At 58.3% G+C, this 12,239-nt stretch carries 9 protein-coding genes and 4 tRNA genes; 11 read left to right on the top strand and 2 right to left on the bottom strand.

Features of this window, described 5'->3' with window-relative positions; all coding sequences use genetic code 11:
* Positions 1-196 precede the first annotated feature (196 nt).
* The 7 genes from ltaE (at position 197) to EPZ47_RS22800 (ending at position 6,160) form a co-directional block, all read left to right on the top strand.
* Entirely contained in the window at positions 197-1,201 is a 1,005-nt protein-coding gene (ltaE, locus tag EPZ47_RS22830; RefSeq protein ID WP_135846800.1) for a low-specificity L-threonine aldolase, read from the top strand.
* Between the two features lie 146 nt (positions 1,202-1,347).
* The gene (alaS, locus tag EPZ47_RS22825) at positions 1,348-3,969 is read left to right on the top strand and encodes an alanine--tRNA ligase (protein WP_135846799.1); all 2,622 of its coding nucleotides are present in this window, start codon (positions 1,348-1,350) and stop codon (positions 3,967-3,969) included.
* Positions 3,970-4,058: 89 nt separating this feature from the next.
* A complete protein-coding gene (locus tag EPZ47_RS22820) occupies positions 4,059-5,300 on the top strand; it encodes an aspartate kinase (RefSeq protein WP_135846798.1) in 1,242 nt (413 codons plus the stop codon).
* Between the two features lie 184 nt (positions 5,301-5,484).
* On the top strand, positions 5,485-5,673 hold the full coding sequence (gene csrA / locus EPZ47_RS22815) for a carbon storage regulator CsrA (RefSeq protein ID WP_003178872.1): 189 nt from the start codon (positions 5,485-5,487) through the stop codon (positions 5,671-5,673).
* A 62-nt stretch (positions 5,674-5,735) separates the two neighbouring features.
* Positions 5,736-5,826 (top strand) — tRNA-Ser (locus EPZ47_RS22810).
* 108 nt (positions 5,827-5,934) lie between these two features.
* Positions 5,935-6,011 (top strand) — tRNA-Arg (locus EPZ47_RS22805).
* Positions 6,012-6,083: 72 nt separating this feature from the next.
* Positions 6,084-6,160 (top strand) — tRNA-Arg (locus tag EPZ47_RS22800).
* Between the two features lie 40 nt (positions 6,161-6,200).
* Here the strand turns inward: EPZ47_RS22800 and EPZ47_RS22795 are convergent.
* Positions 6,201-6,704, bottom strand: a complete 504-nt coding sequence (locus EPZ47_RS22795) for an outer membrane protein assembly factor BamE (RefSeq protein WP_135846797.1) — start codon at positions 6,702-6,704, stop codon at positions 6,201-6,203.
* A 321-nt stretch (positions 6,705-7,025) separates the two neighbouring features.
* Between EPZ47_RS22795 and mgtE the strand changes: the two genes are divergently transcribed.
* Positions 7,026-8,468, top strand: coding sequence for a magnesium transporter (gene mgtE / locus EPZ47_RS22790; RefSeq protein WP_135846796.1), 1,443 nt, complete (start codon positions 7,026-7,028; stop codon positions 8,466-8,468).
* A 125-nt stretch (positions 8,469-8,593) separates the two neighbouring features.
* Here the strand turns inward: mgtE and EPZ47_RS22785 are convergent, their stop codons facing one another.
* On the bottom strand, positions 8,594-8,920 hold the full coding sequence (locus tag EPZ47_RS22785; RefSeq protein ID WP_077048487.1) for an Arc family DNA-binding protein: 327 nt from the start codon (positions 8,918-8,920) through the stop codon (positions 8,594-8,596).
* A 526-nt stretch (positions 8,921-9,446) separates the two neighbouring features.
* Between EPZ47_RS22785 and EPZ47_RS22780 the strand changes: the two genes are divergently transcribed.
* The 3 genes from EPZ47_RS22780 (at position 9,447) to EPZ47_RS22770 (ending at position 12,089) form a co-directional block, all read left to right on the top strand.
* Positions 9,447-9,523, top strand: a tRNA-Arg gene (locus EPZ47_RS22780).
* A gap of 273 nt (positions 9,524-9,796) precedes the next feature.
* Positions 9,797-11,404 carry a tetratricopeptide repeat-containing response regulator gene (locus tag EPZ47_RS22775; RefSeq protein WP_135846795.1) on the top strand — a complete coding sequence of 536 codons (1,608 nt, stop codon included), beginning with the start codon at positions 9,797-9,799 and terminating at the stop codon, positions 11,402-11,404.
* The gene (locus EPZ47_RS22770; RefSeq protein WP_135846794.1) at positions 11,397-12,089 is read left to right on the top strand and encodes a sensor histidine kinase; all 693 of its coding nucleotides are present in this window, start codon (positions 11,397-11,399) and stop codon (positions 12,087-12,089) included. The genes EPZ47_RS22775 and EPZ47_RS22770 overlap by 8 nt, the downstream gene beginning before the upstream one ends.
* Positions 12,090-12,239: the final 150 nt, after the last annotated feature.

The raw sequence follows: 12,239 nt of genomic DNA, 5'->3' as shown, positions 1-12,239 counted from the left end.
CCATGGTTTTTGGCGGCGGAGGATTTTTAACACATAACCCCTGTGGGAGCGAGCTTGCTCGCTCCCACAGGGGTTATGAGTGATCTTCAGGTGCAGGTGATCTTTTCCTTCGACTGGCCTTGATTAATCGTCGCCATGACCGCAGTAATTGACCTTCGAAAGGGAATTCCCCTCACCCGCACCCGAGGCCAGATTCATGAGCGTTATCGATCTTCGCAGCGACACCGTCACCCAACCTTCCGCCGGCATGCTCGACGCCATGGCCAGCGCGCCTACCGGCGACGATGTCTACGGCGAAGATCCGACCGTCAATCGCCTCGAAGCCGAACTGGCTGGGCGTCTGGGGTTCGCGGCGGCGCTGTTCGTGCCTACGGGTACCATGAGTAACCTGTTGGGGTTGATGGCCCACTGCGAGCGCGGTGACGAATACATCGTCGGCCAGCAGGCCCACACCTACAAATACGAAGGTGGCGGCGCGGCGGTACTCGGTTCGATCCAGCCCCAGCCCCTTGAGGTACAGGCGGACGGCTCCCTGGACCTGGCGCATGTCGCGGCGGCGATCAAACCCGATGACTTTCATTTTGCCCGCACTCGTCTGCTGGCCCTGGAAAACACCATGCAGGGCAAGGTGTTGCCGCTCGATTACCTGGCCCAGGCCCGGCGTTTCACCCAGGAGCATGGCCTGGCCCTGCACCTGGACGGCGCGCGGCTGTACAACGCCGCCATCAAGCTGAACGTCGATGCTCGGCAGATCACGCAATATTTCGATTCGGTCTCGGTGTGCCTATCCAAAGGCCTTGGCGCACCTATTGGCTCGGTCCTGTGCGGCAGCGCCGAGTTGATCGGCAAGGCGCGGCGGTTGCGCAAGATGGTCGGCGGCGGTATGCGCCAAGCCGGGATCCTCGCGGCGGCGGGGTTGTATGCCTTGGAACATCAGGTCCAGCGCCTGGCCGATGACCATGCCAATGCCCAGCGGCTCGCCGAGGGTTTGCGGGCGGCGGGTTACGAGGTCGAGCCGGTGCAGACCAACATGGTCTACGTGCAAATGGGCGAGCGGGCCGAGGCGATCAAGGCATTTGCCGATGAACGGGGCGTCAAGCTCAGCGCGGCGCCACGCCTGCGAATGGTGACGCACATGGACGTGAGCGGGGCGCAAATCGACCAAGTGATCGCCACTTTCGTCGATTTTTCCCGCCACTGACCCGTCAAGCGCGCCAATTGAGCGTTTCTATCGCATAAACACGCTGTACCCCACGCGAAGGGCCGATATAATGCGGCCCTTTGCCGTTGCTTCGTCTGTTGACGTTTTGCACAGGCCTTTGGCCGCAGCCTCCGTGGAAGAACCTAATGAAAAGCGCAGAAATCCGTGAAGCCTTCCTTCGCTTCTTCGAAGAGCAAGGCCACACCCGAGTAGCCTCCAGCTCTTTGATTCCGGGCAACGACCCGACCCTGCTGTTCACCAACGCGGGGATGAACCAATTCAAGGACTGCTTCCTGGGCCAGGAAAAACGTGCCTACACCCGTGCGGTGAGCAGCCAGAAATGCGTGCGCGCCGGCGGTAAGCACAACGACCTGGAAAACGTCGGCTATACCGCCCGTCACCACACCTTCTTCGAAATGCTGGGTAACTTCAGCTTCGGCGACTATTTCAAGCGCGACGCCATCACCTTCGCCTGGACCTTCCTGACCTCCGACAAGTGGCTGAACCTGCCCAAGGAAAAGCTCTGGGTAACGGTCTACGCCACCGATGACGAAGCCTATGACATCTGGACCAAAGAGGTCGGTGTCCCGGCTGAGCGCATGGTGCGCATTGGCGACAACAAAGGCGCGCCTTACGCGTCCGATAACTTCTGGACCATGGGCGATACCGGCCCGTGTGGCCCGTGCACCGAGATTTTCTACGATCACGGCGCCGACATCTGGGGCGGCCCACCAGGCTCGCCGGAAGAAGACGGCGACCGCTACATCGAGATCTGGAACAACGTGTTCATGCAGTTCAACCGCACCGCCGATGGCGTGTTGCATCCGCTGCCTGCGCCGTCGGTCGACACCGGCATGGGCCTGGAGCGAATCAGTGCGGTGTTGCAGCACGTTCACTCCAACTACGAAATCGACCTGTTCCAGAGCCTGCTGAGCGCGTCCGCCAAGGCCATCGGTTGCACCAACGACAACCAGGCTTCGCTGAAAGTGGTGGCCGACCATATCCGTTCCTGCGGCTTCCTGATTGCCGACGGTGTGTTGCCGTCCAACGAAGGCCGCGGTTATGTGCTGCGCCGCATCATCCGTCGTGCCTGCCGCCACGGTAACAAGCTGGGCGCCAAGGGCAGCTTCTTCTACCAGATCGTCGCGGCACTGGCGGCCGAGATGGGCGAAGCCTTCCCGGAGCTCAAATCCCAGCAGGCTCACATCGAACGTGTGCTCAAGGCTGAAGAAGAGCAATTCGCCAAGACCTTGGAGCAAGGCTTGAAGATCCTCGAGCAGGACTTGGCCGAGCTCAAGGGCAACGTAGTCCCGGGTGACGTGGTGTTCAAGTTGTACGACACCTACGGCTTCCCGATGGACCTGACCGGCGACATCGCCCGCGAACGCAACCTGACCCTCGACGAGGCCGGTTTCGAGCGCGAGATGGAAGCCCAGCGGGTGCGCGCGCGTTCCGCCAGCTCCTTCGGCATGGACTACAACAGCCTGGTCAAGGTTGACGTCGCCACCGAATTCACCGGTTATGCCGGCACCACCGGTTCGGCCAAGATCGTGGCTATTTATAAGGACGGACAGTCGGTCGACATCCTGAGCGAAGGCCAGGAGGGCGTGATCGTGCTGGACAAGACGCCGTTCTACGCTGAATCCGGCGGCCAGATCGGCGACAGCGGTTACCTGCAGGCCGGTAGCTCGCGCTTCGATGTGCGCGACACCACCAAGACCGGCGGGGCGTTCCTGCACCACGGCGTTTTGGCTTCGGGTAGCCTGATGATCGCAGCCCCGGTGGCCGCTCATGTCGATGCCGAGGTTCGTCACGCCACGTCGCTGAACCACTCCGCGACGCACTTGCTGCACGCGGCGTTGCGCCAGGTACTGGGTGACCATGTCCAGCAGAAAGGTTCGTTGGTCGACAGTCAGCGCCTGCGCTTTGACTTCAGCCATTTCGAAGCCATCAAGCCTGAGCAACTCAAGGCGCTGGAAGACATCGTCAATACCGAGATTCGCAAGAACTCCCCGGTAGAAACCGAAGAAACCGACATCGAGACCGCCAAACAGAAAGGTGCGATGGCGCTGTTCGGCGAGAAGTACGGTGACAGCGTGCGCGTGCTGAGCATGGGCGACTTCTCCGTTGAGCTGTGCGGTGGCATTCATGCCAACCGCACCGGCGACATCGGTCTGATGAAAATCATCAGCGAAGGCGGCGTGGCGTCTGGTGTACGCCGTATCGAAGCGGTCACCGGCGCTGCGGCCCTGGCGTACCTCAACGCGGCTGAAGAACAACTCAAGGAAGCGGCGAGCCTGATCAAGGGCAGCCGTGACAACCTGATCGACAAGCTGTCGGCTGTGCTGGAGCGCAACCGTCTGCTGGAAAAGCAACTCGAGCAGTTGCAGGCCAAGGCTGCCAGCGCCGCGGGCGACGATCTGTCGGCCCAGGCCGTGGACGTCAAGGGCGTGAAAGTGCTGGCTGTGCGTCTCGACGGCCAGGACGGCAAGGCTCTGTTGGGGCTGGTCGATCAACTGAAAAACAAACTCGGCCGCGCAGTGATCCTGCTCGGCGGTGTCCATGAGGAAAAGGTCGTTCTCGTCGCGGGCGTGACCAAGGACCTGACTGGCCAACTCAAAGCCGGTGATTTGATGAAGCAGGCCGCTGCGGCAGTGGGCGGCAAGGGCGGTGGTCGTCCGGACATGGCGCAAGGCGGCGGTACCGACGCCGGCGCACTGGACGCGGCACTGGCCCAGACCGTTGCATTTGTAGAGCAGGGTATTTAAGGCAGCGTCCCGGGCTTGCAGTCTAGTGGCGGGCCCGGTCGCTGTTGATTGATTATTGGGCGCCCTTCATGGGCAGAGGCGGCTTTGAAATGGCTTTGATCGTACAGAAATTTGGAGGCACCTCGGTCGGCACTGTCGAGAGAATCGAACAGGTCGCCGACAAGGTTAAGAAGTTCCGTGAGTCGGGCGATGACCTGGTGGTTGTGCTGTCGGCAATGAGCGGCGAGACCAACCGTCTGATCGATCTGGCCAAGCAAATCAGCGGCGACCAGCAACCGGTTCCCCGTGAACTGGATGTGATCGTTTCCACCGGCGAGCAGGTGACCATTGCTTTGCTGGCCATGGCGCTGATCAAGCGTGGCGTGCCAGCGGTGTCCTACACCGGTAATCAGGTGCGTATCCTGACAGACAGCGCGCACAACAAAGCGCGTATTCTGCAGATCGACGATCAGAAAATTCGCGGCGACCTGAAGGCGGGCCGCGTTGTGGTTGTCGCCGGTTTCCAGGGCGTGGACGAGCAGGGCAACATCACCACCCTCGGCCGTGGCGGTTCCGACACCACTGGCGTAGCACTGGCGGCAGCCCTCAAGGCTGACGAATGCCAGATCTACACCGATGTGGATGGTGTCTACACCACTGACCCACGGGTAGTGCCTGTGGCTCAGCGCCTGGACAAGATCACCTTTGAAGAGATGCTGGAAATGGCCAGCCTCGGTTCCAAGGTGCTGCAGATCCGGGCGGTCGAATTCGCTGGCAAGTACAACGTTCCGCTGCGCGTTCTGCACAGCTTCAAAGAGGGTCCGGGCACCCTCATTACTATTGATGAAGAGGAATCCATGGAACAGCCGATCATTTCCGGCATCGCTTTCAACCGCGATGAAGCCAAGCTGACCATCCGTGGCGTGCCAGACACCCCCGGCGTGGCGTTCAAGATTCTCGGCCCGATCAGTGCCGCGAACATCGAAGTCGACATGATCGTGCAGAACGTCGCGCACGATAACACCACCGACTTCACCTTCACCGTACACCGCAACGACTACCAGGCCGCTGAAGCTGTATTGAACAAGACCGCTGGCGAGATCGGTGCCCGGGAAGTGGTAGGGGACACCAAGATCGCCAAGGTTTCGATCGTTGGTGTCGGCATGCGCTCCCACGCAGGCGTGGCCAGCCGCATGTTCGAATCCCTGGCCAAGGAAAGCATCAACATCCAGATGATCTCTACTTCGGAAATCAAGGTTTCCGTAGTGATTGAAGAGAAGTACCTGGAGCTGGCCGTGCGCGCCCTGCACACGGCTTTCGAACTCGACGCAGCTGCCCGACAGGGCGAGTAAGCGTTGCCTTGAGGGCGCGGTTATACCGCGCCCTTTGTTTTTTTGAATGGCGCGTCCCAAAACTGTTCTTTTGCGCGCGCTGGTCAATACTTAGGCCTGTAGGCTGCGACCGTTCCGGTTGTCGGTCCAATGCCTTTTTTTTGCAGACTGTTGTCCCTTTACTGAATTGCGTGAGGAGAAAGGTATGCTGATTCTGACTCGTCGGTGCGCAGAAAGCCTGATTATTGGTGATGGCGAAATCACCGTGACCGTGCTCGGCGTCAAAGGAAACCAAGTGCGTATTGGCGTGAACGCCCCGAAAGAGGTCGCTGTGCACCGGGAGGAAATTTACCTGCGTATCAAGAAAGAGAAGGACGACGAACCAAGCCATTAATTTTTATCGATTTTTATGTTTGCAAACGGGGATGAAGGTGGTTAATATACGCCCCGTGTTGCGGAGAGCTGGCCGAGTGGCCGAAGGCGCTCCCCTGCTAAGGGAGTACACCTCAAAAGGGTGTCGGGGGTTCGAATCCCCCGTTCTCCGCCATTATTTATTTAGTGCGACGCAATCTGGCTTCATCCGTAAGTTGTTGAAATTACTGGAAAAAAGCGCTTTACAAAAAGATTCGACGACCTATAATGCGCGGCAACAAATGCACTCGTAGCTCAGCTGGATAGAGTACTCGGCTACGAACCGAGCGGTCACAGGTTCGAATCCTGTCGAGTGCACCATTTAAGAGTTGTTTGCAGCAATGCAAATTACTTGGCTTCAACCAGTTGTGATCTGGTATAAAACCACAATCTGCACTCGTAGCTCAGCTGGATAGAGTACTCGGCTACGAACCGAGCGGTCACAGGTTCGAATCCTGTCGAGTGCACCAAACACCAAAAAGCCCGCGTTTAACGCGGGCTTTTTGCTGTCTACGATTTGCCTTTCACGCATCCTTTCTCGTCGAACACGATCTCCGCGCTGCGACCTTTTTTCGCTTTGTAGGTATACCGCGTGCTCGAATTCCTTATTTTGATTGAGTGGGGTTTGCCCAGGGCGCTCTCTACGTCCTGCTGGCTCATGCCGGCGATGATGCGCTGGTTCATGATCGCGTCGCGGCGTTGCCTGGCGTCGATCAGATTTGCGCAGCGGTCTTCGAACTGGCCGACAACGGTCAGCTCCTTGCGCGAGGTTCTATTACTGGATGTTTGTCGGGGCTCTGCTTCGGGCAGTAACGACTCGGTTATCGGTCCGCTGGTGCCCGGGCTGTACGGATGAATCTGCTGCAGCGACAGGTCTTCTCCCGGGCCGCAGCTCAACGTCGTGAATGTGACGTGCCCCACACTACTTTCGCAGCGATGCACGGTCTGCCCGGCAGCCCATACAGGCAGGCAGGGCAGGGTGGCGAGCAAAAAAAGGTAATGATTGGCGGGCATGCGAGCGTCCTCCTTGACGATAAAAAACAGAAGGCTAGCCGCTGCATCTCTCCTGGGGCGTGTGTTTTCTTTTCAGGATAAGTCGTCCAAAGCCAGAGGTTCAGCCTGCGTTCAGGTTTGTCTCGCAAGCGCTTGTTCTTGCCATGATTTTTTAGCGTTTTAAAGCGTCAAGCGGTGTATGATTGCGCCCGTCAGCCCCGCCGGGGCTTTGGAATATTTCCATGGACTTACCCAGTAGTTACTCAATATCTAGTTTTGCCAATCATGAATTAACTGATTGATCCTTCCGGCGTGCTCCACTGCTGGGAGTGGAGTTCGCCTATGTCCCAAGTAGAAGTCAAAAAAACGCAGGAAAGCCTTCAGGATCGTCTCGCTCAAGTCGTTGAGCTGCTGCAGCGCCAGCGGGTCGTGGAAGACCTGACGCATCGCCAGGAAGGCCCGCATCATGACCGGGTCGAGAACCTGGTCCACCGGCAGAATCTCGTTGAGCTGCAACGCAAGCTCGATGACCTGCACTCCGCCGACGTCGCCTACATTCTTGAAGCCCTGCCACTGGAAGAGCGTCTGACGGTCTGGCAGTTGGTCAAGGCTGATCGCGACGGTGACATCCTGCTCGAAGTGTCCGACTCGGTTCGTGAAACCCTGATCGCCGACATGGATGATCACGAGTTGTTGGCGGCGGCCAAGGAAATGGACGCCGACGAACTCGCAGACCTTGCGCCCGAGCTGCCACGGGACGTTGTCCACGAACTGATGGAAACCCTCGACGGCCAGCAGCGCGAGCGTGTGCGCTCGGCATTGTCCTACGACGAGGAGCAGGTCGGTGCGCTGATGGACTTCGAGATGGTGACCATCCGTGAGGATGTCAGTCTTGAAGTGGTCTTGCGTTACTTGCGTCGTCTCAAGGAGCTGCCGGGGCATACCGACAAGCTGTTTGTGGTCGATTACGACGGCGTGCTCAAAGGCGTGCTGCCCATCAAGCGTTTGCTCGTCAATGATCCGGAAAAGCAAGTGGCCGAGGTGATGGCCAGCGACCCGGTGAGCTTCCACCCGGACGAAGACGCGTATGACGCGGCCCAGGCGTTCGAGCGTTATGACTTGATTTCTGCGCCGGTGGTCGACAAGAACGGCAAGCTGATCGGCCGTCTGACCATCGATGAAATGGTCGACTTGATTCGTGAGGAAAGCGAAAGCGAAGTCCTCAACATGGCCGGTCTGCGCGAAGAAGAAGACATCTTCGCTTCGGTCTGGAAATCCCTGCGTAACCGTTGGGCCTGGCTGGCAATCAATCTGATTACGGCTTTTGTCGCCTCTCGGGTGATCGGGTTGTTCGAGGGCTCCATCGAGAAGCTGGTGGCGCTCGCGGCGTTGATGCCCATCGTTGCCGGCATCGGTGGCAACTCCGGCAACCAGACCATCACCATGATCGTCCGCGCGATGGCGCTGGACCAGGTCAGTACCGGCAATACCTCGCGATTGATGCGCAAGGAGCTGGCCGTGTCCCTGATCAATGGCGTTATTTGGGGTGGGGTGATCGGTGTGGTGGCTTATCTGCTCTACGGCAGCTGGTCGCTGGGGGTGGTCATGACCGCCGCGATGACCCTCAACTTGTTGTTGGCGGCGCTGATGGGGGTATTGATTCCCATGACCCTGGCCCGCATGGGGCGTGACCCTGCCATGGGTGCCAGCGTAATGATCACCGCTGTGACTGACAGCGGTGGGTTCTTTATTTTCCTGGGGTTGGCGACGATTTTCCTGCTCTGAATCACTCGTCAAGAAAGCCCGCCTATCTGGCGGGCTTTTTCATGGATGCTCAAAAATTCAAATCAGGGCCAAACGCCAGGCAAAAAAAAGCCAGCACAAGGCTGGCTTTAAGATATTCGTTGCGATCAGGACGCGTCTGCGGCCATTTCGGCATCATGGGCAATCAGCGAAACAAGGGCGTTTTGCTGGCGATGGGAGAGTTGTCGGAATCGTTGCAGCAGCTCGCGCTCATGCAAGGACAGCTCAGGGCTGTCCAAGCGCATGCTGAGCTCTTCACCAAGAGCGCCTTCTTGAATAAGGCTTTGCTCAAGGCGCGCGATGATTTCAGAGTTCATGCTGCGATGATGATTGCGAGCCACCTCGGCAATGCGTTCCCGCATTCCGTCTGGCAGACGTACCACGAACTTGTCAGCTGTACGGCTGGAGTAAACTGCCTGTTTCAATGGGCGCATATATTTAACCGGTTAGTTCAGGGGAGCGGTTCTCGGGATTGGCCGCAGGATGTCGTTAGGACAAGGCCTGTAGCCAAATGTTCAACCTGAATTGTTAAGAGGCCCGCATCATGCCTCAAAATTGCCAGATCATTGGCGCCAATTCTGTGACAAATATTGATCCGGGTAAAGGCGTTATGCCAGCACCCTTCATCAAAAATGCGGACTGGTTTGAAAAATCAACAGGTCCGCATTTGTGACCACTGCATCGTGTCTATGTGCCATACCGTCCGGCGGATAACCGGCGCGAGGGCAAAGGCGCGTGCTGTCCTTGTTTTGTATAGGATAGTGGCAATTTGCCGATTTACTAGCGTGAGGTGAGTCAGGGCAGATGAGTGGCGGTTGAATATCAGCTGTCTTCGACCTGTGAGTCTGGCCAGCGGTACCCTTTGGCTACACTTAAAAACCATGGACGACATGACAAACGCAGGACTGGCCGTTAACATGCACGCCGTCCTTCGCACCGCGTTTCTCGTGGTCGACTCGTGTCTCAGTAGCTCAATTGGATAGAGCATCCCCCTCCTAAGGGGAAGGTTGGCAGTTCGAACCTGCCCTGGGACACCATATTTTCTCGCACCAAACCCTTCAAGCCTCTTGCCTATAATCTGCTTAACGGAACGTCATTTTCGGCCGATAACCTGTTGAGCCCCGTTCTCTCCAGCGTTTCGGCGTGCAGGAACGGCGTGCAATGTGCACCACGGCACAGCCAGGACAAGAGGTTCGGAAAACCCTTGATCGTAAGTGGCTGGTGGCTATCATCTGCGCGCCTTGCCGGCTATGAGACAGCGTTTCGTTGCTTGCCATTGGGTTATCTTCTTACTTGCCTGGACATCCTCGATGCTGGCGTACCACCAAAAAAGTTTTCTGATCGTCGATGATTTCTCGGATTTTCGCAGCTCCGTCCGGTCCATGCTGCGTGAGCTGGGTGTCAAGGACGTGGACACCGCTGACACCGGTGAAGTCGCGCTGCGCATGTGCTCGCAGAAACGCTATGACTTCATTTTGCAGGATTATCACCTGGGCGACGGCCGCAAGAACGGCCAGCAGGTGCTTGAAGATTTGATGGTCGAGAAGCTGATCAGCCATGAAAGTGTGTTTCTCATGGTGACGGCTGAAAGCAGTCAGGCGATGGTGCTCAGTGCCCTGGAGCATGAGCCCGATGCGTACCTGACCAAGCCGTTCAATCGCTCCGGCCTGGCTCAGCGGCTGGAGCGGCTGGAGCAGCGCAAGACCCTGCTCAAGCCGATCCTGCAAGCCCTTGATCGTGGCAAGCCGATGGAGGTGCTCAATGCCTGCATCGCCCTGTGCAAACAGGATCCGCGTTATGGACCGTTGTGCCTGCGTTATCGGGCCGATGCGTTGCGCGACTTGAATCAGAACGAAGCCCTGGAGCGTCTGTACAACACCATCCTCGCCGACCGTCCGTTGCCATGGGCCTATGCGGGCCTGGGGAAGTTGCTATTCAAACGTGGCCAGGTCGGCCAGGCCAAGGATGTTTATGAGAAGGCCCTGAAGGTATTTCCGATGATGCCGGCGTTGTACGACGGCATGGCAGAAGTATTGGTGGCCGAAGGCGATACGAAACAGGCGCAACACGTACTGGAAGAGGCGGTGCGCCTGTCGCCGCTGGCGGTGCGCCGGCAATCGCTGCTGGGCAAGTTGGCGATGACCAACGAAGACTACGAAACGGCGTCCAAGGCTTATCGCCAGGCGGTCGGGCAGGGGGCGCAGTCGCGCTTCAAGGATCCGGAAAGCAATTTAGGCCTGGCCCATGCACTGATCAGCAAGGGCAGCGAGAAGGGTCTGGATACCCGGACCCGGCTGGAGATCAACACGACCCTCAGTGCTGTGGCCAAGGAAAACCTCAATGACCCGGGACTGCAGGTGCGGGCGCGGCTGATGAAGGCCACGAGCCTGCTGTTGAACGATGCTGAAACTGCCGAAAAGCTCACTGAGCAGGCCTTGCAGCGCCTCGACGGCATGGAGCAGTTCATGAGTGCCGAAGCGGCCTTGTTGGTGGCCAAGCAGCTACAAATGCTCGGCCAGACCAGTGCCGGCGAGTCGATGCTCAAGAACTGCGCGGAGATCTACGGCGACGACCCGACGGTGATGCAAGGCATTGCCAAGCTGACCGACGACCCGAACATTCTCAATCAAGGCAATGCCGCCGCCGAGCTGAACCGCGAAGGCGTGCGCGTCTACAAGACCGGCGCGTTGCCCGAGGCGCGGGAGCTGTTCCGTCGTGCCCTGAAGATGCAACCGAAGAACATCAGTATTGCCCTGAACATGGCGCAGTCCCTGCTGCATGGTACCGATACCAGCGTGGAATCGGAGCTGCTGCAGGAATGTCGCGCCTGCCTGAAACTGGTGGGCATGATGCCCGACACCGATGCGCGTTTTGCGCGTTATCAGAAACTGCGAAGCAAGGCATTTGGCGATGAATGACAGCGAACAGGCACTCGATTTTTCCACGGTGATCGCGTCTACCGTACACGACATGAAGAACTCCCTGACTTTGCTCATGCAGGCGCATACGCAATGGCTTGAGCGTTTGCCCGATCCCGAGCGGCAGACTTCGGAGCAGGGCGTCATCGAGTTCGAGTTCGCTCATCTCAATGGCTTGCTGGTGCAACTGCTGGGGCTGTACAAGCTGGGCGTCAACCAGCTGCCGCTGCACCCGGCCTACCATGAGTTGGATGACTTTATCGAAGCGCAGCTGGCCGGCCATCAGGACGTGTTCCGTAGCCGCGGGATCATGGCGACGTACGAAGTCGATCCGCTCAGTCCTCTGGGCTTTTTCGATCGCGAGCTGATTGCTTCGGTGCTCGATAACAGCATCAACAATGCCATTCGCCATGCGCGCCAAACGTTGTTGATCAGTGCGAGCGACGAAGCCGGGCAGTTGGTGCTGACCATCAATGATGACGGCGAAGGTTATCCGCCCGAGATGATCGAGCGTCAGGCCGAGTATGTGCAGGGCATCAACCACAGCAGCGGCAGCACCGGGCTGGGCTTGTACTTCGCCGCGCGGATCGCCGGGCTGCATCAGCGTGGCGGCCTGTGCGGGCGCACCGAGATTGCCAATGGCGGTGTGCTCGGTGGTGGGGTGTTCCGGATTTATCTGCCCTGAGCCTGCCTGCGCAAATAACCCTACCAACACAAATCCCCTGTGGGAGCGAGCAAGCTCGCTCCCACAATGTATTCCAGAAGCTTGGGGTTTATTGTCCTGGGATGCTTGATATTCCGAACAGGTGAAGCCTATTTTGTACGGGTTGCCGTT

It is taken from the genome of Pseudomonas viciae (assembly GCF_004786035.1).
Taxonomy (GTDB): Bacteria; Pseudomonadota; Gammaproteobacteria; order Pseudomonadales; family Pseudomonadaceae; genus Aquipseudomonas; species Aquipseudomonas viciae.
This window is presented reverse-complemented; position numbering and strand designations above follow the sequence as displayed.

What these genes read in the sequence shown, in the direction of transcription:
- ltaE (WP_135846800.1), top strand. Translation starts at nt 197, where the DNA reads ATGAGCGTTATCGATCTTCGCAGCGACACCGTCACCCAACCTTCCGCC.
- csrA (WP_003178872.1), top strand. Translation starts at nt 5,485, where the DNA reads ATGCTGATTCTGACTCGTCGGTGCGCAGAAAGCCTGATTATTGGTGAT.
- EPZ47_RS22770 (WP_135846794.1), top strand. Translation starts at nt 11,397, where the DNA reads ATGAATGACAGCGAACAGGCACTCGATTTTTCCACGGTGATCGCGTCT.
- EPZ47_RS22785 (WP_077048487.1), bottom strand. Translation starts at nt 8,920, where the DNA reads ATGCGCCCATTGAAACAGGCAGTTTACTCCAGCCGTACAGCTGACAAG.
- EPZ47_RS22820 (WP_135846798.1), top strand. Translation starts at nt 4,059, where the DNA reads ATGGCTTTGATCGTACAGAAATTTGGAGGCACCTCGGTCGGCACTGTC.
- alaS (WP_135846799.1), top strand. Translation starts at nt 1,348, where the DNA reads ATGAAAAGCGCAGAAATCCGTGAAGCCTTCCTTCGCTTCTTCGAAGAG.
- mgtE (WP_135846796.1), top strand. Translation starts at nt 7,026, where the DNA reads ATGTCCCAAGTAGAAGTCAAAAAAACGCAGGAAAGCCTTCAGGATCGT.
- EPZ47_RS22795 (WP_135846797.1), bottom strand. Translation starts at nt 6,704, where the DNA reads ATGCCCGCCAATCATTACCTTTTTTTGCTCGCCACCCTGCCCTGCCTG.
- EPZ47_RS22775 (WP_135846795.1), top strand. Translation starts at nt 9,797, where the DNA reads ATGCTGGCGTACCACCAAAAAAGTTTTCTGATCGTCGATGATTTCTCG.